Raw genomic sequence first — 18629 nt, forward strand, 5'->3', positions numbered from 1 at the left:
CTCATGACACAGAACGCGAATACCGCCGCCCTCACCGCGGCAGGCGTTTCCGTATGGCTCGACGACCTGTCCAGGGACCGCATCCAGTCCGGCAACCTGGCCGAGCTGATCGACACCCGCGGCGTTGTCGGGGTGACCACCAACCCGACGATCTTCCAGGGTGCGCTGAGCAAGGGCCACGCCTACGACGGACAGCTCAAAGAGCTTGCCGCCCAGGGCGCTGACGCCGACGCCGCGATCCGCACCATCACCACCGATGACGTGCGCGCCGCCTGCGACGTCTTCGCCGGCGTGTACGAGGCGTCCAACGGCGTGGACGGCCGCGTCTCCATCGAGGTCGATCCCCGCTTCGCGTTCGACGCGGAGAAGACCATCGCGCAGGCCATCGACCTGTGGAAGACCGTCGACCGGCCGAACCTGTTCATCAAGATCCCGGCCACCGAGGCGGGTCTGCCCGCGATCACCAAGGTGATCGCCGAGGGCATCAGCGTGAACGTCACGCTGATCTTCTCCGTCCAGCGCTACCTTTCGGTGATGGGCGCCTACCTGGACGGTCTGCGCAGCGCCAAGACCGCGGGCCACGACCTGGCCAAGATCCATTCGGTCGCTTCGTTCTTCGTGTCCCGGGTGGACACCGAGATCGATAAGCGGCTCGAGGCGATCGGCTCCGACGAAGCCCTCGCGCTGCGCGGGCAGGCCGGTATCGCCAACGCCCGGCTGGCCTACGCCGCGTACCAGGACGTCTTCGACGGCGGCGCGCACACCTCCACCTACGCCCACCTCGGCGCCGCGGGCGCGAATCGGCAACGGCCACTGTGGGCTTCGACCGGTGTGAAGAACCCGGAGTACTCCGACGTCATGTACGTCACCGAGCTGGTGGCGCCGAACACGGTGAACACGTTGCCGGAGAAGACCCTCGAAGCCGTCGCCGACCACGCCGAGATCCGCGGCGACACCGTCAGCGGCACCGCCGCGGCGGCCCAGGAGGTCTTCGACAAGCTCGCCGCCGTCGGCATCGACCTGGACGACGTGTTCCAGGTGCTCGAGCGCGAGGGCGTGGACAAGTTCGAGAAGTCGTGGGCGGAACTGCTTTCCGCCACCGCGGAGGAATTGACCGCGGCCGGGAACAACTGACGACGATGGCCGGCCCCAAAACCCCGACCTGGCAGAACCCGCTGCGCGACGAGCGGGACAAGCGGGTGCCGCGCATCGCGGGCCCGTGCAGCATGGTGATCTTCGGAGTCACCGGTGACCTGTCCCGGAAGAAGTTGATGCCGGCCATCTACGACCTGGCGAACCGGGGGCTGCTGCCCCCGGGTTTCGCGCTGGTCGGCTTCGCGCGGCGCGACTACGCCGACGAGGACTTCGCCAAGGTCGTGCTCGACTCGGTGAAGGCGCACGCGCGCACGCCCTTCCGGCAAGAGGTCTGGGACCACCTTGCCGAGGGAATTCGGTTCGTGCAGGGCAGTTTCGACGACGACACCGCCTTCGCCACGCTCGCCGACACCCTGGCGAAGCTGGACAAGGATCGCGGCACCGGCAGCAATCACGCCTTCTACCTGTCGATTCCGCCGAACATGTTCCCGGTGGTGCTCGATCAGCTGTCCGAGCACGGGCTCGCTCAGCCGAACGTCACCGACGCCGCGGGCCGTAAGCCGTGGCGGCGGGTGGTGATCGAGAAGCCGTTCGGCCACGACCTGGAGAGCGCGCAGGAGCTCAACGCGCTGGTCAACCGGGTGTTCCCGGAAGAGACGGTGTTCCGCATCGACCACTATCTCGGCAAGGAGACGGTGCAGAACATCCTGGCGCTGCGCTTCGCCAACCAGCTCTACGACCCGATCTTCAACGCCAACTACGTCGACCATGTTCAGATCACCATGGCCGAGGACATCGGATTGGGCGGTCGCGCGGGCTATTACGACGGCATCGGCGCGGCCCGCGACGTGATCCAGAACCACCTGCTGCAGCTGCTCGCGCTCACCGCGATGGAAGAGCCGATCAGCTTCCAGCCCAAGCAGTTGCAGGCCGAGAAGATCAAGGTGCTCTCGGCTACGAAACTCGTTGAGCCGCTGGATGAAACCACCGCGCGCGGACAGTACGCGGAGGGCTGGCAGGGCGGCGAGCATGTGGTCGGCCTGCTCGACGAGGAGGGTTTCGACCCCGAGTCGCGCACCGAAACCTATGCCGCGATCACCCTGGCGGTCGACACGCGCCGCTGGGCCGGTGTGCCGTTCTATCTGCGCACCGGAAAACGGCTTGGCCGCAGGGTCACCGAGATCGCGGTGATCTTCAAGCGCGCTCCGCACCTGCCGTTCGACCAGACCATGACCGAGGATCTCGGGCAGAACGCGCTGGTCATCCGGGTGCAGCCGGACGAGGGCATCACCACCCGGTTCGGGTCTAAGGTGCCGGGGTCCAGCATGGAAGTGCGCGACGTCAACATGGATTTCAGCTACGGCGAGGCGTTCACCGAGTCTTCCCCCGAGGCCTACGAGCGCCTGATCCTCGACGTGCTGCTCGGGGTGCCGTCGCTGTTCCCGGTGAACGCGGAGGTCGAATTGTCCTGGGGCATCCTGGATCCGGTGATCGAATACTGGGCGACCGAAGGTAAACCCGAACCCTATGAGGCGGGCACCTGGGGTCCGGCCTCGGCCGACGAGATGCTCACCCGCACCGGGCGCGAATGGCGGCGGCCATGATCATCGACATTCCACAGACCACCACCGGCGAGGTCACCAAGCGCATCGTGCAGTTGCGCGAAAGCAACGGCGTGATCACCATGGGCCGGGTGCTCACCCTGGTGGTGTGCACGCTGGACAGCTCCGAGGCCGAGGACGCGATCGACGCCGCCAATGACGCGAGCCGCGAACACCCTTGCCGGGTGGTCGTTCTGGCCCGCGGCGACCGGGAGGCCGAGACTCGGCTCGACGCACAGATCCGGGTCGGCGGTGACGCGGGTGCGGCCGAGGTGATCGTGCTGCGGTTGCAGGGCGAGCTGGTGAACCACGAAAGCAGCGTCGTCATCCCGTTCCTGCTGCCGGACACCCCCGTGGTCGCCTGGTGGCCGCGCGGCGCACCGGAGTTCCCGTCCAAGGACTCCGTGGGGCGCTTGGCAACTCGGCGCATCACCGACGCCACCTACGCGGCCGACCCGCAAGCCGCGATCAAGAAGCGGCTCGACTCCTACGCGTCCGGTGACACCGATCTGGCCTGGAGCCGGATCACCTACTGGCGTGCGCTACTCGCCGCCGCGTTGGACGAACCGCCGTTCGAGCCGGTGAAATCGGCGCTGGTCTCCGGGCTGCGCGACGAGCCCGCGCTGGACATCCTGGCGGGCTGGCTCGCCATCCGCCTCGACTGCCCGGTGACGCGCCGGACCGGTGCGCTGAAGGTGGAACTGCATCGACCGTCGGTGTCGGTCGCGATCGAACGGCCGCAGACCGGCCGCACCGCGACGCTGACCCGCACCGGCGACCCGGACCAGCGAATCGCGCTGGCCCGCCGGGAAACTCGCGACTGCCTGGCCGAGGAGCTGCGCAGGCTCGACGCCGATGAGATCTACGCCGAGGCACTCGCCGGAATCGAGAAGGTGACGTATGAGTGAGCGCAGCGCCGCCGAGTTCCCTACCGACTTCCCCAGCGACACAGTCGAAGTCCACCTCGACACCGAATCGCTGGTTACCGCCGCGGCGACCCGGTTCGTCAGCGTTGTCGTTGCCGCCCAGGCCGAACGCGGATCCGCGTCGGTCGTGCTGACCGGCGGCGGCACCGGCATCGGCCTGCTCGAGCAGGTTCGCAAGGCACCCGGCGACATCGACTGGTCTCGCCTCGACGTCTTCTGGGGCGATGAGCGCTTCGTTCCCGCTGGCGACGCGGAACGCAACGACCGGCAGGCCCGCCAGGCCCTGCTCGACCATGTCCCGGTGGACCCGGCCCGGGTGCACCCGGTAGCCACCTCCGACGGCGAATACCCCGACCCGATCGAGGCCGCCGCCGAATACTCCGCCGCCGTGCACGCCTACCTCGCCGAACACGGCGCCTTCGACCTGCACCTGCTCGGCATGGGCGGCGAAGGGCACATCAACTCGCTGTTCCCGCATACCGACGCGGTTCGCGAAGACCACGAACTCGTTGTCGCTGTGACCAATTCGCCGAAGCCACCGCCGGTCCGGGTGACCCTCACCATCCCCGCCATCCGCCGCACCCGCCACGTGGTGCTCGTCGTCGGTGGGGCGGCCAAGGCCGAGGCGGTCGCTTCGGCGATCGCGGGTGCGGACCCGGTCGACATTCCCGCCGCGGGCGCGGTCGGCCTCGAATCCACCACCTGGCTGCTCGACCAAGAGGCGGCCAGCGCGGTGAAGTAGCCGTGCCGACCATTCAGACGGAATGAGATCGTCGGACGGAAAATAGTCCGGTCAGATCGGCGATGGCGCGCAAAATCATCGGACGACCGATAAGCTGGCGCGAATGAGCGAGCGGGACGCGACCCCCGGATCCAGCCCGGCGAAGGTTCTTGACGATCGGTTTCGTGCGGCGGTCAGTGCGCTGACACCCGGACCCGAGCATGGCGCAGCCGACGACATCGCACCGGGGATCACCGGCGCGACCCTGCTGGAGCTGTTCGAGGCGCAGGCGACGAGCAGGCACTTGGATCTGGCCGCGCGACAGCTGGGGGCGAGCAAGCGCGGGTACTACAGCATCGGGTCGTCCGGGCATGAAGGTAATGCGGCACTCGGGTTGGCGCTGCGGGTGACCGATCCCGCGTTGTTGCATTACCGGTCGGGGGCGTTCTTCGTGCAGCGCGCTCGGCGGGTGGCGGATCTCGATCCGATCCGTGACGTGCTGCTCGGTGTCGTCGCCGCGGCGGCGGATCCGATATCCGGTGGGCGGCACAAGGTTTTCGGCAGCAAGGCCGCCGCCATCATTCCGCAGACCTCGACCATCGCCTCCCACCTGCCGCGCGCGGTGGGCCTGGCCTTCGCGATCGATCGTGCCGCACGGCTGGGTGTTTCGAGTGAGTGGCCGTCGGATGCGGTGGTGCTGTGCAGTTTCGGCGATGCCTCGGCCAATCATTCCACCGCCGCCGGTGCGATCAATGCGGCGATTCACACTGCCCGCCAAGGGGTTCCGCTGCCAATCCTGTTCCTCTGCGAGGACAATGGCATCGGCATCAGTGTCCCTACGCCCGCGGATTGGATCCAGCAGGCTTACGGCACCCGGCCCGGCCTGGAATACTTCGGCGCCGACGGCTGCGATCCCGTTGACACGCTGACCACCTCGACCGCTGCCGCCGCCTGGGTTCGCGAGCACCGCAAACCGGCCTTCCTGCACCTGCGAACGGTCCGGCTGATGGGTCATGCGGGCTCCGATGTCGAAGCCGCCTACCGCAGGCCCGCCGATATCGCCGCCGACCTGCTTCGCGACCCGGTGACCGCGACCGCCCGGCTGCTGGTGCACACCGGCGTGGCGACGCCCGCCGAGGTGCTCGACCGCTACGACGACATCGCCCACCGGGTCACCACCATGGCCGAACTCGTCTGGCGCGAACCGAAATTGACGTCCGCCGCCGCGGTGATCGCCCCGCTCGCACCGTCCCACCCCGCGCAGGTGCGAGCCGACGTGCTCCGAGACGCACAGGGGTCAGTTGATGGCGGTGTCGGCGCACCGCAAAGCACGACAGCGACTTCTGGCCAACCGCGGGATATCGCCGAGCGCGGAGCGGACACGAATCGCGATGCGGCGGTTACTGATCCGATGACCCTCGGCCAGGCGATCAATCGCACCCTGGCGAGCCTGCTGGCCCGCGACTCCGATGTGCTCGTCTTCGGCGAGGATGTCGGTCGCAAGGGCGGCGTGTACGGCGTGACCAAGGGGCTGCAGAAGCAGTTCGGCAAGCGCCGGGTCTTCGACACCCTGCTCGATGAGCAGAGCGTGCTCGGCACCGCACTCGGCACCGCGCTCGCCGGTTTCGTGCCGATTCCGGAGATCCAGTACCTGGCCTACGTGCACAACGCCGCCGACCAATTGCGCGGCGAAGCCGCCACGCTCGCGTTCTTTTCCCATGGGCGCTACCGCAATCCGATGGTCGTGCGGATCGCGGGCTACGCCTACCAGAAGGGCTTCGGCGGCCACTTCCACAACGACAATTCGATCGCCGCCCTCCGCGACATCCCCGGCTTGGTCATCGCCTCCCCGTCCCGCGCCGACGATGCCGCCGCGCTCCTGCGCACCTGCGTCTCCGCCGCCCGGGTAGACGGCCGTGTCTGCATCTACCTGGAACCCATCGCCCTCTACCACACCCGCGATCTGCACGAACCGGGCGACAACGCTTGGCTCGCAGCAACTTCCGACACCAGCCACGTCGAAATCGGCCGCGCCCGCAGCTACGGCACTGGCGCCGACCTCACCATCGTCACCTTCGCCAACGGCGTCCCGATGAGCCTGCGCGTGGCCCGCCGCCTAGCTGAACGCGGCATTCACGCCCGAGTCCTCGACCTCCGCTGGCTCTCGCCTCTCCCCCTGGACGACCTCCTCCAACACGCCCGCGCCACCGGCCGAGTCCTCATCGCCGACGAAACCCGGCACAGCGGCGGCGTCTCCGAATCCCTCTGCGCCGCACTGATCGACGCGGGTTTCGAAGGCCGAATCTCCCGAGTGACCAGCGAAGACAGCTTCGTCCCCCTCGGCCCCGCCGCTGACACCGTCCTGCTCGACGAAGCCAAAATCGAAACCGCCGCAGGAAAACTCATGGCGGAGTAATTGTCAGCCGAGGTGGACGGGGAAGGCGGCCAAGTCGTTTTGGGTGAGGACGGGGAGGTTGCGGATTTCCTCGACCGGGACTGCCAGGCGGAGATCGGGGAAGCGTTCGAAGAGGGCGGGGAGGGCGATTCCGGCTTCCAGGCGGGAGAGGGCGGCGCCGGGGCAGATGTGCGGGCCGTAGCCGAAGGTCAGGTGGCGGTGCGAGGTCGAGCGGGTGATGTCGAAGTTGTCGGAGTCTTCGCCGTGAATGGCGGTGTCCCTGCCGATCGCCCGGTAGGACATGACCACGCCCTCACCCTTTTCGATGACGGTCTCGCCGATGGCGATGTCTTCGGTGGCGAAGCGCATGAGCAGGTGGGTGACGGGGCTGTCCCACCGCAGCGTTTCCTCGACTGCTTGTTTCCACTCGATGTCGCCGCTGCGAATCTTGCTCAGCTGTTCGGGTTTGGTCAGCAGGGCACGGACGGCGTTGAGGATCAGACCGACCGTGGTTTCGTGGCCCGCCGCCACGAGGGCCTTCAGGTTGCCGACGACCTCTTCTTCGGTGAGCGGCTCGCCGCCGTCGGTGGCGTGGATGAGAGCGGTGGTGAGGTCGTCGGTCGGATCGGCGGTCTTCTTCCGCACCAGATCGGTGTAGTAGACGTCCATTTCGTCGATGACGCGTAGTCGCTCATCCTGCGGGGTGAGCAGCGAGAAGAACGCCTTGTACCAGGCGAGGAGCATCGGGTGGTCGGCGCGGTCGACGCCCATCAGCTCGCTGACGACGCGCATGGGCAGCGGGTAGGCGAAGATTTCTTTGAGGTCGACGACAGCACCACCGCTGCCCGCGACGCTGAGATCGTCCAGGAGTTCGGCGGTCAGGCGCTCGATCGCCGGGCGGATATCGGCCAGTCGGCGCGGCGACAGGGCCTGCGTGGTCTTGATCCGCAGCCGCCGATGCTCGGCGCCGTCGACGGTGAACATAGACCGGCCCGCGTCGATCATCCCGATCAGCGGCCACTGCCGCGTCACCACGCCGGACGTCCACAACGACCAGCCGTTGATGTCCTTGATCAGCCGGGGATCGACGAGCAGTTGCCTGGCCAGTGCGTGCTCGGTGACCGTCCAGGCGGGAACGCCCAGCAGTTCGATCCGGGCGAGCGGACCGGCGGCGCGCAGTCGGGCGGTCTCCCCGGCGAGGTCACCGACCATCGGGTCGATCGCGATGGGCTCGGCGAATGGACATGTTTCAGTCACGGGGTACCTCCGACTGCACGAACTGGGCTGAAATGAACCGGCAAGGACGTCATGCCGCGCAAGAATGCCGACGGCCGCCGGACCAGGTTCTGCGCGGGAACCATGAGATCGATATCGGGCAGCCGGTCCAGCAGCACCTCGATGCTGGTCCGCGCGATGATCTCGGCCAGTTGCTGCGCGGGGAACGGGCACCGGTACTCGCCGTAACTGAACGCGAAGTGCGCGCTGTTACCGGTGTGCGCCGGTTCGGCACCGTCGACCAGATGCTGGCGCACATGCGGATCGGCGTTGGCGGCCGCCAAGCCGAGCAGCAGCATGTCACCTGCCCGGATCACCTTGTCGCCCAATCGCGTATCGCGGGCCGCCCAGCGTCCCGCGAGGATCTGCGTGGGTGTGTCCTCCCACAACACCTCGTTCATCGCCTCGCCGACACTGCGCCGCCCACCGCCGAGTGCCGCGGCGAACCGGTCGTCGGTGAGCATCAGCCGCACCGAGTTCCCGATCCAGTCGGCGGTCGGCAGATGCCCGGCGGCGGTGACCGCCATCAGGTCCTGCACGTACTCCTCGTCGGTGAACTGACCGGGGTGCGCCAGCATCCGCGATACCAGATCCGTACCGGGCCTTGCCTTTTTGCTGGCGAGCACGTGCTGCATCTGCTCGTAGAAACGCCCGTACGCCGCCTGCGCGTCGGCGCCACCGTCAGCGAGCGCCTTCATACTCCAAGCCAGCCGCGCGCCGTCCTCGTCGGGAAAGCCGAGCACCCAGGCGAGCGCGAGCACTGGCATCGGCACGGCGAACTCGGCGACCAGGTCGGCCTCGCCCCGGCCACAGAAGCCGTCGATCAGCCGATCGGCCAATTCCTCACAGGTGCGGCGCAATTCGAAGGGATCGACCGATTCCAGCGCGGGCTCGACCATCGCCACGTGCCTGCGATGCTCGGCGCCCGCGGTGAAGTAGATCGACGGTCGCGGCTGCCCGACCATCGGCAGCAGCGGCCAGTCCTCGGGGATGTTGGGCCACTGGTTCCACAGGCCGACGTCGCGCGGGAACAGCTCGGGATCGCTGGTGACCTGGTGCAATTCGCGGTACCCGATGACCAACCAAGCCGGAACATTGCCCGGCAGTTCGACGGCGACGACGGGCCCGTGTTCACGACGCATCTCGCGATAGAGATGTTGTGGATCGGTGTGGAAGCGCGGGCCGCTCAACGGCACCGCTCGGGCGTCCGGATGGACCGGGCAGCCGCCCGTGGCGTCCGACATGGCGCTCGAGGTGGTCATGAAGCGGTCTCCGCTCGCGGGGCATCGGCGTAGATGTGCTCGACCAGGCTGATCAGAACGCGCTTGCCGGATTCGCGCGATCGAGCGTCGCAGTCGACCAGGGGTACGTGGGGATCGAGATCGAGGGCCTCGCGGACCTCGGCGGGCCGGTACGGTGCGCCGAAGTTGTTGCAGGCCACGATGAATGGGGTGCGCTGCGCTTCGAGCCGATCGATGGCGTACCACGAGTCGGCGATCCTGCGCTGGTCGACCAGCACGATCGCGCCGAGCGCGCCGCTGAACAAGCGGTCCCAGAGGAAGAAGAACCGCTCCTGCCCTGGCGCACCGAAGAGGTAGAGCACGTTTTCGGCGTCGATGGTGATCCGGCCGAAATCGAAGGCGACCGTTGTCGTGGACTTGCCCGGCGCACCGCTCGGATCATCGATCCCGATGCCCGCGTTGGTCATTGTCGCCTCGGTGTCGAGCGGGCGGATCTCGCTGACCGCGCGCACCATGGTGGTTTTGCCGACGCCGAAGCCGCCGACGATGACGATCTTCAGGCCGTGGCGGGTGGCGCTGTTCAGTGGTGCGTCGGCTCGGGTGGGCCGAGCGTCAAAGGTTGCGGAGTCCAACGAGCACCTTCTCGAGGGTGGTTGAGTCGGGCACCGAATTCCACGGCGCGTCGGGATCGAGGCCGACATTGGGATGCCGGACGGTGATCTTGCCCGCGTGCAGCAGGTCCGACAGCAGGATCGTGGCGATGCCGACCGGTATGCGCAGTTCGGCGGCGATCTCGACGACGGCGGTCGGGGCCCGGCACATGTCGAGGATCGCCACATGCTCGGACTGCATGCCCTGCGTCGGCGCGCACTCGCTGACCACCAGGGTGACCAGGTCGAAGCTGTCCGAGTCCGGTTTGCTGCGTCCGCCGGTCAGTGTGTAGAGGCGGTCGGGGGTGTCGTCGCGGCCTGGCCTGTTCACGGCTGTGCCTCGCTGACGTTCGGCAAAGCCGTGGTTCGCTCGCTGCGCTCTGTCACGGCACGCTCGCTCCCCCGACGCGCGGGGTGGACGCGAGATGATGGCCCAGCTGTTCCACCAGTTCCCGCATGTTGTGGCCGACCAGGCCCGCGTCGGCGTCCTCGGCGGCGACAACCGCGATGTGTGCCGCGAGACCTGCCTCGACGATGAACAGGATGCCGCCGTAGAACTCCGTCATCGACTGGCGCACACCGCCTCTACCGTCACCGAACTCGACGGAAGCACCGTGCGACAGGCTCTGGATGCCCGCGGCGATGGCGGCGAGCTGATCGGCCTTGTCCATGCCGAGTTCCGGTGTGTGGCAGATCTTGAGACCGTCACCGGAGAGCAGCAGCGCGTGGCGGGTGCGTGGGGTACGGGCGAGCAGTTGCTCCAACAGCCAGCTCAGCTGCGACGGCACAGACGTGGTCATCGATCATTCTCCACGGCAACGGTAGGGGACGGGGAAGGTGTTGCGGCAGCGGGACTCTCGGGATCCCGGCCCGCCAACGCGCGCTGAAACGCGCCGAAGGAGGCAGCGGTCACCACCGGCGGGGTCGCCGCGGGCGCGTCGGGCTTGGGTAGGGAAAGGCCCGCAGGGTGGACGGCGGCCAGTGTGCTGCCGCGGCGCCGCTTCGGTAGCCCCATGCTGGTGACCTCGACGGTCGGCGCCGGTTGAGAAACGGGCTGCGACTGGTGAGCGGCAGGCGGCGTGGCAGCTGTGGGCGGCGTGGCGACGGGCGTGACGACAGCAGCAGGCAGGGTGGCCGAGACAGGCGACGCAGCAGCAGGTCTGGGGGCGGGCTCCGCGGCAGTGGCGGGGTTGGCGGCCGCAGCAGACTTGGCGGCAGCCGGCGACGCGGCGTCAGTAGACATGGCAGCGGCTGCGCGCAGCGTGGCGGCACCCGGCGATACGGAGGCATCAGACGTGGCGGCGGGCGGCGTGGCAGCCGTAGGTGACCCAGGGGGCGTGGTGGCAGCAGCGGCCTCGGCGGCCCCAGGCGACGCTGCGGCAGCGGGCGACGCAGCAGCAGGTGTGGCGGCGGGCAGCGTGGCGGCGGCAGGCGACGCGGGGGCAGCGTGCGTAGCGGCGGGCAGGGTGGCGGCTGCGGGCAGCGTGGTGGTGGTGGTGGGCGACGCAGCGGCAGCAGACGTGGCGGCGGCAGCAGGCTTCGCGGCAGCAGCAGGGTCCGCGGCGGCGCCAGGGTTCGCGGCGGCACCAGGGTTCGCGGCAGCAGCAGGGTTGGCGGCGGCAGGGTTGGTGGCAGCGGCTGGGTTGGGGGCGGTTGCCGGTGCGGTGGCAACTGACGCGTTGGGGGTGGGTAGCGAGGCCGAGGGGGGTGATGCGATGCGCAGCGACGGGCTTGTCGCGAGCGAGGCCGGTTGCGAACGATCAAGGCGGGCGGTGAGATCGCGGGGCACGACCACGACCACTGCGGTTCCGCCGATGGCGGAGGGGCGGTAGGACACGGTGAGGCCGTGCTTGCGGGCGAGGTGTCCGACGACGGCGAGACCGAGCCGGGTGCCGCTGAGCGAGGACAGGTCCGCGGAATGCTGGCGGCGACCGTCCGGGCCCGCGCTCGATACCGTCTGTTCGGCGCGGCGCAGCGCCGATTCGCTCATCACCAGTCCGCTGTCCTCGATGGTAATCACCACACCGGCGGGCACCTCGGCGGCGTAGACGTGCACCTCGGTGGTGGGCGGGGAGAAATTGCAGGCGTTGTCGAGGAGTTCGGCCAGCGTGTGCATCACGCCTTCGGCCGCGTGACCGGCGATGGCGATTTCGGCGACGGCGCGCAGCCGGACCCGCTGATAGCCCGCGACCCGGCCCATGGCGCCACGCAGGATCGATTCCATGGCAATGGGTTTGGCCCAGCGCCGCCCGGATCGGGCACCGCTGAGCACCGCGATGCTGTCGGCGAGACGACCGGCCTGCGCGGTGCGATGGTCCAGCAGCAGCAGGTCGGCGAGCACCTTGGGGTCGGCGTGCCGGTGCTCCATCTCGCGCAGCTCGGCGAGCATGCTGGTGGTCATCGCCTGCATGCGGCCGGCGGCACCGGCGAAGGCGGCCATCGCCGCGGACCGGCGGCTCTCGCTGTTCTTCGACTCCCACGCCTGCGCGGCCGCGGCCTCACTCGCGGCCGCAATCCGGGCGCTCGCCTCAGCGGTCACGGCCGCAGCCGCTCGTCGGGCCCGCACGGCTTCGCCGCGGTAGTACACCGCCGCGGTCACCGTGGCGCACAACGCAATCGCCGATAGCACGGCACCCAATGTCAGCGGGACGCGGAAGTCGGTCGGGGCGAGGAACACCGCGATCACCACCCCAACGGAGGTGATGGCAGCGCAGGTCAGCAGGGCTAGCAGAGGTATTCGCAGACGGCGAAAGAGGGGTTCCCGAGGCTCGCCTTCCGGCGCGTTCAATGACTGTGACAAGTTCCGTACTTCCGCACTCACGTTCACCAAGAAGGCATTCCGCCGATCCCCCGGCCCCTCCTGCCTGTTCGGGCTGCACACAATGTACAGATCGCCGAGCAGTTCCGCATCTCGGCAGCACGCATCCTCCGCGAGCCACGCGATAGTTGTATTGTATTGCGCTACTTTATTTTTCAATGACTCCCGGCAGCGCATCGGCTACTCGCCGGTAGCTCTCGAACGCCGCTCCGCCGCACCCCGCGGCCGGGCCGCCGCCGTCGTCCGCAACCCGCTCGCCGAGCGCCGCGCCGTACCGGGATTCCAGCGATTCGGATTCGGCCGAGGAATACTGGAAATACAGTGGCAATGACGGTGACCAGCAGCGAAGGGCACGGCGATGACCATGATGTCCATGCTCGGTGAGGTTCGGCCGGAGCACGACCACCCGGATGACGGCGGTTTGGTGCTATTGCACTATTTGCGCTCTTTCCGCAAGCCGGTGCTCGAGGTGTGGTCGGCGGCGACCGAGCGCGGGCAGTTGGCGCGGTGGTTCGGCACGGTGTCCGGCGGCAACGGCAATTTGACGATCGAACCGATCGACGGACCCGTACCGGGTCCCCTCGCGGTCCGCGTCGACCATTGCCAGGCGCCGCACGAGCTCGTCGTGCACATCGACGGTTGCCTGCTGGAGATCCAAATGACCCAGGTCGGCGTTGTCACCACCGTGGAACTGGTGCGCCGCCACGTGTGCCCGGATGAGGCGGGTGCGATCGGTCCCCGCTGGCAATACCTCCTTGATCGGCTGACCGCGTATTTGGACTTCCAGCCGCTGCCGCAGTGGGCCGACTACCCGAAACTGGCCGACGAATACCGCTGAGGCGTCCGCGTTCGCTCCCGATAGGCGCGGTCTCTAGACGGACGACCGTCCGCACGCGCCGTTCACATGCTTGCGCCGCACCAGCTTCAGAAGAAGAACCCCGCGATCCCCCAGCCCGGCCGCGCCTGCGCCTCGCGGATCCACTCCATGCACGATTCGATGGCCGCGAGCACCTCGTGGTCGATCTCCTCGCGGTCCTTCGGAGTGGTGGATTCCCACTGCACCAACGCTTCCGCGCATTGTTCCGGGGTCCATTCGCCGTAGCCGGGGAGCTCGTCGGGTTCGGGTAGTGCGGCTGGTAAGGCATGGTAGACGAAGTCGGCGAGGCTGATCGCCTTGATGCCGAGTTCGGCGAGGCCCTCGTCGACCTGTTCCAGCCAGCTGCCGCGGAACGGCGAGAAGTAGCGGTTATCCAGGAATCTGCCGTAGAACTGGCAGATCGTTTGGTACGCATAGGCGTACTGAAAGCCGTGCGACGGATCGAACGGGCCGCCGTCGACGACGGCACGCACCGCGTCGTAGCGGGTCGGAGCGCCGTTGCCGATCTCGTCGGCGAACCAGTCGTCGGCATGCGCGAGCTGGGCCTTGAACCGGCCGCCGATCATCCGCCGGAGCTTGTCGTCCCGCGAGCCGACGGCGGCCCTGACCCTATCCAGTTCGACGACGTAAACGCTCAGGCTGTAACTCATGAGCGAACATTAGCGGTGCCCACCGACAATGAACGCCACACCGGCGGAAGGCGTTTGACGCTACGCGGGCACGTCGGACGGGTTCGGGACGAGTTGGCGCAGGTGGGCCGTGAGCAATGCGTCGACCTCCGCCGCGCGCTCCAGCTGAACCAGGTGACCGGCGTCGGCGATCTTCGTCACCTCACGCAACTCGGGGACGTAGCGGCGCAACGTCGCCAGGGGGTCGCGGCCGCTGAATCCCTCCATGTCCGGGTCGCGATCGCCGTAGAGGAAGTAGGCGGGGACCGTGACGGACGCGTCGGTGTAATCCGCCGTGAGCTCCCAGTTGCGGTCGAGTGCCCGATACCAGTTCAGGCCGCCGGTGAACCCCGTGCGTTCGAAATCCTGTGCCAGAACGTCGAATTCGTTCTGGGAAAGCCAACGCCACGGCAGCGGCGGGGCTGCCGGCAGCACATCGAGGTATCCGGTGCCCTCCGCCGGAAACTGCCAGGTGTCGAGGTAGTGGTAGTCGGCGCTCAGCGAGTAGTACACCCGCGCCAGGAACTCCCTCGGTCGCGCACCCAGTTCCGCGTCGGCCACGCCGGGGGCCTGAAAGTAGTGCAGGTGCAGGAAGTGTCGCGCGGCAGCCTTGGCCCACAGCTGCGACGGAGCCCGCGGCGGCCGCGGCGCGAAGGGGTTGTTCAACACGATGACGCCGCGCACCCGCTCCGGTGCGCGCAAGGCCAACTCCCACACCAGCGCCGCGCCGAAATCGAGGCCGACGAACACCGCCTGCTCGGCGCCGATGTCGTCGAGCAGGCCGAGCAGATCACCGATCACCGCCTCGTTCGTATACGAATCGACTTCGGCCGGTATGTCGGTCTGCCCGTAGCCGCGCAGGTCGGGAGCGATCGCCCGGTACCCGGCCGCGGCGACCGCGGCCAGCTGGTGGTGCCAGATGAACCAGGTGTGCGGGAAGCCATGGCAGAAGATCACCGGATACCCCGCACCCTGTTCGGCGACGTGCATCCGGACGCCGTTGGTCGTCACGAACCGATGCGTCAACTCCACTGCGGCCTCCAAGACCTAGAACGTGTTCTCGTTTCACGGTAGTGTCCCGAAGTCGTGAGCGGAATACCAAAGGCACTCGATGGCAAGATCGCGGTGGTCACCGGCGCGAGCCGCGGCATCGGCAAGGGCATCGCGCTGGAGCTCGGGGCGGCCGGTGCGACGGTGTACGTCACCGGCCGCTCGGCAACGCCCGGTCGCTTGCCGGGCACGGTGCACGAGACCGCGGCCGCGATCGACGCGGCGGGCGGTGTCGGCATCCCGTTCGTCTGCGACCACCGCGACGACGACGCGGTGCAGCGGCTGTTCCAGCTGATCCGCGACGAGCGCGGCCGCCTCGACGTGCTGGTGAACAATGTCTACAACTCCCCCGCCGCGGCCCGCTGGCTCGGCAAGCCGTTCTGGGAGGTGCCGCCGAAGGCATGGGACGAGACGTTCGATATCGGCGTCCGATCGCATTATGTGGCAAGCGTTTTCGCGGCTCCGCTGTTGATCGAGTCGGGCGGTCTGATCGTCAACATTTCCTCGCCGGGCGCGCGCCGGTACATGCACAACGCGGTGTACGGCGTCGCCAAGTCCGCACTGGACCGGCTCACCGCCGACATGGCACACAACCTGTCCGACACCGAGGTCACCGTGGTCTCACTGTGGCCCGGCATCGTGGATACCGAACTGCTGCAACTGGTTCCGGCCGACGCACAGGGTCAGCGCCTGGTCACCCTGCCGGGCGAGGGCACCTTCGACCTAGCCGCGGCGGAAACACCCCGCTTTCCCGGCCGGGCGGTCGTCGCGCTGGCCACCGACCCCGACCGCCGCTCCCGCACCGGATCGGCCTGGCGCGTCGCGGATCTCGCCGAGTCCTACGCCTTCACCGACGTCGACGGCCGCGTCCCGCGCGCGGACTGAGCTGGTCGGATGAGCACGGGGAACCGGTGGCCGAGTCGCGCGAGAGCCCACCGCCACCAGTTTCCCCTCACGCGACGCCGAGGAAGCGCTGCACCGTGCGCGACGGCGCGGGCTTGGAGTGCCACGCGAGGTAAACGTGGGAAGGTGGGGCGTCCGGAATGTCCAGGTAGACAACGCCAGGGTGGGGTGCGCGGCTGCGTGCCAACGCGGGTACGCCGCCGATCCCCCGGTTCGCCGCGACCAGTTCGATCCACTCGTCGAAGTTCCGGCAGGTGATGATCGGCCGATCCGGGTCGGCCTGTTCCCACGAACCGGCGTGGGTAGTGCCGGACACCACATTCACCACCAGGGGATAGTCGGCCAGATCGGCCCAGCGCAGGTCGGTGGCCTCGGCGAGGGGGGAATTCGCGGCGACGGCGAGCACCCGCTGTTCGGTCGCGATGACCCGGGATTCGAGATGGCTCGGTAGCCGGGTCGCCCTGCGGAACAGCGCAATATCGATCGATCTGGCCTCGAGTGCGGCCAGCGGATCATCGATGCGGCGCAGCGTGATCCGACCGCCGATGGCCTCATAGCGACGGCGGGTGGCCGCCAACCAGGTGGCGGGTAGTAGCCACGCGAAGCCCACCTCGATGGCGGCCCGCGAGCGCAGCTGCGCGGTGACCGTGTCGACGTCGGCGAGGATCCGCCGCGCGTGTGTCAGCAGCTCCGCACCCTCGTCGGTCAGTTCGAAGCGGCGCGAGGTGCGTTCGATCAACCTGCACTCGACCAGCCGCTCCAACTGCTGAATCGTCCTGGTCAGCGCGGGCTGACTCAGGTGGAGGCGGGCCGCTGCACGGGTGTAGTTCGCCTCCTCGCACAGCACGAGGTACGCCCGCAGGTGCCGCAGCTCAACGTCCATGCGTCCAGCGTATACATGGTGCATAGAAAGCATTTCACAGGTGCGGCGAAGGTCCGTACGGTCGCTGGGGTGACCGCTACCCTCGCTCCCGCACCACGCAGCAGTCTCGCCCCCGCCTTCGCGGCCGCCGCCGGATTGGCCGCCGCGGTTGGCGTCGGCCGTTTCATCTACACGCCGCTGCTGCCGATCATGGCGGACGCGCACCGGATCAGCGCGCACGACGGTGCGGTAATCGCGACCGCCAATTACGCGGGTTACCTGCTCGGCGCGATTCTGCTCACTCGATGGCCGGAACTGAACAGCCGCAATATCTTTCGTCTTTCAGCCGCGCTGCTGATCGTCAGCGAGGCGCTGATGGCCGTGCCCGCGCCCGCGCTGTTCGGTGCCGCGTTGCGCCTGATCGCCGGTGTCACCAGCGCGGTCGTGTTCGTCGCGTGCGCCGGGGTGGCCGCACGACACGGCAGCAGTCGGGACGCGGCCGGAATCGCCTTCAGCGGAGTCGGATTCGGGATCGCGCTCACCGGGTTGCTGGTGCTGGCGGTGCGGCCGTTCCTGGGTTGGCAGAGCATGTGGCTCGTTTCGGCGGTGCTGACGGCGGTGTTGCTGCTGCCCACGGTGGGTTTGGATATCCAGCCGGGTCGTCGCGCTGGCAAGGCCACCATCCGCTCGACGGGCGCGTGGCGGGCGCTGCTCGTCGCCTACTTCCTGGAAGGCCTCGGCTACATCGTGATCGGAACGTTCCTGGTAGCGGCGGTCAGTGATCAGCGGGGGCAGGTGGTCGGCTCGGCGATCTGGGTGGTGGTCGGCGCGGTCGCGGTGCCGACAACTGTGCTGTGGGGCGTTGCCGCGCGCCGCTGGGCGCCGGCCGTGGCCTTGCCGATCGCGTTACTGGCGCAATGCGTTTCGGCGGTGCTGCCCGCCGTCTCGACCGCGGTCTGGCCTGCCGTGCTCTCGGCGACACTGTTCGGCGCGACCTTCATGGGCATCGTCATGCTGGCGATACGGGTCGGCGGCGAGCTGTCGGACAGCGGCGCGGCCGCACCACTCACCGCCGTCTATGGCGCGGGGCAGATGTTGGGTCCGTTGGTGGTGGCGCCGGTGATCGGCGACAGCTATCCGGCCGCGTTCGCCATCGCCGCCGTCGTGCTGGCGGCTGCGACGATCGCGGCCGGTATGGTGACGCGCCTGATCAGGCGAACTTGATCTCCAGGCCGATGCCGAGGATGGCGATGACCCACACCAGCCCGGTGAAGACGGTGAGGCGGTCGAGGTTCTTCTCCACGACGGTCGAGCCAGAGAGGCTGGACTGCACACCGCCACCGAACAGGCTGGACAGACCTCCACCCTTGGCGCGGTGCAGCAGCACCAGCAGCACCAGCAGCACGCTGGTGATGATCAGGAGGATATCCAGAAACATCCGCATGCCCGACAGTGTATGCGGGCGATCGAATCCCACCGAATCAGGCACCACGGACGGTCACCACGACCGATTCGTTCAAGCCGATACGGCGCGGTTCCGCCGACAA

General features: G+C 68.2%; 18 protein-coding genes. 8 read left to right on the top strand and 10 right to left on the bottom strand.

The features are described 5' to 3' along the window. Positions 1-3: 3 nt before the first annotated feature. The 5 genes from tal to KV110_RS27210 all read left to right on the top strand — a co-directional run bounded on the left by tal (position 4) and on the right by KV110_RS27210 (position 6759). A complete protein-coding gene (gene tal / locus KV110_RS27190) occupies positions 4-1134 on the top strand; it encodes a transaldolase (protein WP_218470093.1) in 1131 nt (376 codons plus the stop codon). 5 nt (positions 1135-1139) lie between these two features. Beyond that, positions 1140-2699 (top strand): glucose-6-phosphate dehydrogenase, encoded by a 1560-nt coding sequence (zwf, locus tag KV110_RS27195; RefSeq protein ID WP_218470094.1) that lies wholly within the window; start codon positions 1140-1142, stop codon positions 2697-2699. Further along, positions 2696-3604 (top strand): glucose-6-phosphate dehydrogenase assembly protein OpcA, encoded by a 909-nt coding sequence (gene opcA / locus KV110_RS27200; protein WP_218470095.1) that lies wholly within the window; start codon positions 2696-2698, stop codon positions 3602-3604. The genes zwf and opcA overlap by 4 nt, the downstream gene beginning before the upstream one ends. After that, positions 3597-4364, top strand: coding sequence for a 6-phosphogluconolactonase (gene pgl, locus KV110_RS27205; RefSeq protein ID WP_218470096.1), 768 nt, complete (start codon positions 3597-3599; stop codon positions 4362-4364). Before opcA ends, pgl begins: the two co-directional genes overlap by 8 nt. Positions 4365-4467: 103 nt before the next feature. Then, the gene (locus tag KV110_RS27210; protein ID WP_218470097.1) at positions 4468-6759 is read left to right on the top strand and encodes a thiamine pyrophosphate-dependent enzyme; all 2292 of its coding nucleotides are present in this window, start codon (positions 4468-4470) and stop codon (positions 6757-6759) included. A gap of 3 nt (positions 6760-6762) precedes the next feature. Here the strand turns inward: KV110_RS27210 and KV110_RS27215 are convergent, their stop codons facing one another. Genes KV110_RS27215 through KV110_RS41635 form a run of 6 tightly spaced genes read right to left on the bottom strand, consistent with a single transcriptional unit; the run spans position 6763 to position 12590 of the window. Beyond that, the gene (locus KV110_RS27215; protein ID WP_246634005.1) at positions 6763-7995 is read right to left on the bottom strand and encodes a cytochrome P450 family protein; all 1233 of its coding nucleotides are present in this window, start codon (positions 7993-7995) and stop codon (positions 6763-6765) included. Further along, complete coding sequence (locus KV110_RS27220; protein ID WP_218470098.1) at positions 7992-9275, bottom strand: cytochrome P450 family protein; 1284 nt, start codon at positions 9273-9275, stop codon at positions 7992-7994. Before KV110_RS27220 ends, KV110_RS27215 begins: the two co-directional genes overlap by 4 nt. Next, positions 9272-9886 (bottom strand): GTP-binding protein, encoded by a 615-nt coding sequence (locus KV110_RS27225; RefSeq protein WP_246634006.1) that lies wholly within the window; start codon positions 9884-9886, stop codon positions 9272-9274. Before KV110_RS27225 ends, KV110_RS27220 begins: the two co-directional genes overlap by 4 nt. Next, a complete protein-coding gene (locus KV110_RS27230) occupies positions 9867-10235 on the bottom strand; it encodes a DUF742 domain-containing protein (RefSeq protein ID WP_218470099.1) in 369 nt (122 codons plus the stop codon). The genes KV110_RS27225 and KV110_RS27230 overlap by 20 nt, the downstream gene beginning before the upstream one ends. A gap of 52 nt (positions 10236-10287) precedes the next feature. Next, positions 10288-10704 carry a roadblock/LC7 domain-containing protein gene (locus tag KV110_RS27235; protein ID WP_218470100.1) on the bottom strand — a complete coding sequence of 139 codons (417 nt, stop codon included), beginning with the start codon at positions 10702-10704 and terminating at the stop codon, positions 10288-10290. Further along, positions 10701-12590 carry a sensor histidine kinase gene (locus KV110_RS41635; RefSeq protein ID WP_246634007.1) on the bottom strand — a complete coding sequence of 630 codons (1890 nt, stop codon included), beginning with the start codon at positions 12588-12590 and terminating at the stop codon, positions 10701-10703. The genes KV110_RS27235 and KV110_RS41635 overlap by 4 nt, the downstream gene beginning before the upstream one ends. A 490-nt stretch (positions 12591-13080) precedes the next feature. Between KV110_RS41635 and KV110_RS27245 the strand changes: the two genes are divergently transcribed. After that, positions 13081-13560 (top strand): SRPBCC family protein, encoded by a 480-nt coding sequence (locus KV110_RS27245; protein WP_218470101.1) that lies wholly within the window; start codon positions 13081-13083, stop codon positions 13558-13560. 86 nt (positions 13561-13646) lie between these two features. On the opposite strand, the gene KV110_RS27250 is transcribed toward KV110_RS27245, so the two are convergent. Both KV110_RS27250 and KV110_RS27255 read right to left on the bottom strand, forming a co-directional pair. Then, positions 13647-14249 (bottom strand): DUF7691 family protein, encoded by a 603-nt coding sequence (locus tag KV110_RS27250; protein WP_218470102.1) that lies wholly within the window; start codon positions 14247-14249, stop codon positions 13647-13649. Between the two features lie 60 nt (positions 14250-14309). Continuing rightward, the gene (locus tag KV110_RS27255; protein ID WP_218470103.1) at positions 14310-15299 is read right to left on the bottom strand and encodes an alpha/beta fold hydrolase; all 990 of its coding nucleotides are present in this window, start codon (positions 15297-15299) and stop codon (positions 14310-14312) included. A 54-nt stretch (positions 15300-15353) separates the two neighbouring features. Between KV110_RS27255 and KV110_RS27260 the strand changes: the two genes are divergently transcribed. Then, complete coding sequence (locus KV110_RS27260) at positions 15354-16202, top strand: SDR family NAD(P)-dependent oxidoreductase (RefSeq protein WP_218470104.1); 849 nt, start codon at positions 15354-15356, stop codon at positions 16200-16202. A gap of 67 nt (positions 16203-16269) precedes the next feature. Here the strand turns inward: KV110_RS27260 and KV110_RS27265 are convergent, their stop codons facing one another. Then, on the bottom strand, positions 16270-17103 hold the full coding sequence (locus KV110_RS27265) for a LysR family transcriptional regulator (RefSeq protein WP_218470105.1): 834 nt from the start codon (positions 17101-17103) through the stop codon (positions 16270-16272). 69 nt (positions 17104-17172) lie between these two features. Here KV110_RS27265 and KV110_RS27270 point away from each other — a divergent pair, with 69 nt between their 5' ends. Next, the gene (locus KV110_RS27270) at positions 17173-18306 is read left to right on the top strand and encodes a YbfB/YjiJ family MFS transporter (protein ID WP_246634008.1); all 1134 of its coding nucleotides are present in this window, start codon (positions 17173-17175) and stop codon (positions 18304-18306) included. On the opposite strand, the gene secG is transcribed toward KV110_RS27270, so the two are convergent. Next, entirely contained in the window at positions 18293-18526 is a 234-nt protein-coding gene (gene secG / locus KV110_RS27275; RefSeq protein ID WP_218470107.1) for a preprotein translocase subunit SecG, read from the bottom strand. The two genes, KV110_RS27270 and secG, sit on opposite strands and share 14 nt — an antisense overlap. Between the last annotated feature and the right edge of the window lie 103 nt (positions 18527-18629).

The sequence above is a fragment of the Nocardia iowensis genome, from assembly GCF_019222765.1.
Classification (GTDB): Bacteria; Actinomycetota; Actinomycetes; order Mycobacteriales; family Mycobacteriaceae; genus Nocardia; species Nocardia iowensis.

What these genes read in the sequence shown, in the direction of transcription:
- tal (WP_218470093.1), top strand. Translation starts at nt 4, where the DNA reads ATGACACAGAACGCGAATACCGCCGCCCTCACCGCGGCAGGCGTTTCC.
- zwf (WP_218470094.1), top strand. Translation starts at nt 1,140, where the DNA reads ATGGCCGGCCCCAAAACCCCGACCTGGCAGAACCCGCTGCGCGACGAG.
- opcA (WP_218470095.1), top strand. Translation starts at nt 2,696, where the DNA reads ATGATCATCGACATTCCACAGACCACCACCGGCGAGGTCACCAAGCGC.
- pgl (WP_218470096.1), top strand. Translation starts at nt 3,597, where the DNA reads ATGAGTGAGCGCAGCGCCGCCGAGTTCCCTACCGACTTCCCCAGCGAC.
- KV110_RS27210 (WP_218470097.1), top strand. Translation starts at nt 4,468, where the DNA reads ATGAGCGAGCGGGACGCGACCCCCGGATCCAGCCCGGCGAAGGTTCTT.
- KV110_RS27220 (WP_218470098.1), bottom strand. Translation starts at nt 9,275, where the DNA reads ATGACCACCTCGAGCGCCATGTCGGACGCCACGGGCGGCTGCCCGGTC.
- KV110_RS27235 (WP_218470100.1), bottom strand. Translation starts at nt 10,704, where the DNA reads ATGACCACGTCTGTGCCGTCGCAGCTGAGCTGGCTGTTGGAGCAACTG.
- KV110_RS27245 (WP_218470101.1), top strand. Translation starts at nt 13,081, where the DNA reads ATGACCATGATGTCCATGCTCGGTGAGGTTCGGCCGGAGCACGACCAC.
- KV110_RS27250 (WP_218470102.1), bottom strand. Translation starts at nt 14,249, where the DNA reads ATGAGTTACAGCCTGAGCGTTTACGTCGTCGAACTGGATAGGGTCAGG.
- KV110_RS27265 (WP_218470105.1), bottom strand. Translation starts at nt 17,103, where the DNA reads ATGGACGTTGAGCTGCGGCACCTGCGGGCGTACCTCGTGCTGTGCGAG.
- secG (WP_218470107.1), bottom strand. Translation starts at nt 18,526, where the DNA reads ATGCGGATGTTTCTGGATATCCTCCTGATCATCACCAGCGTGCTGCTG.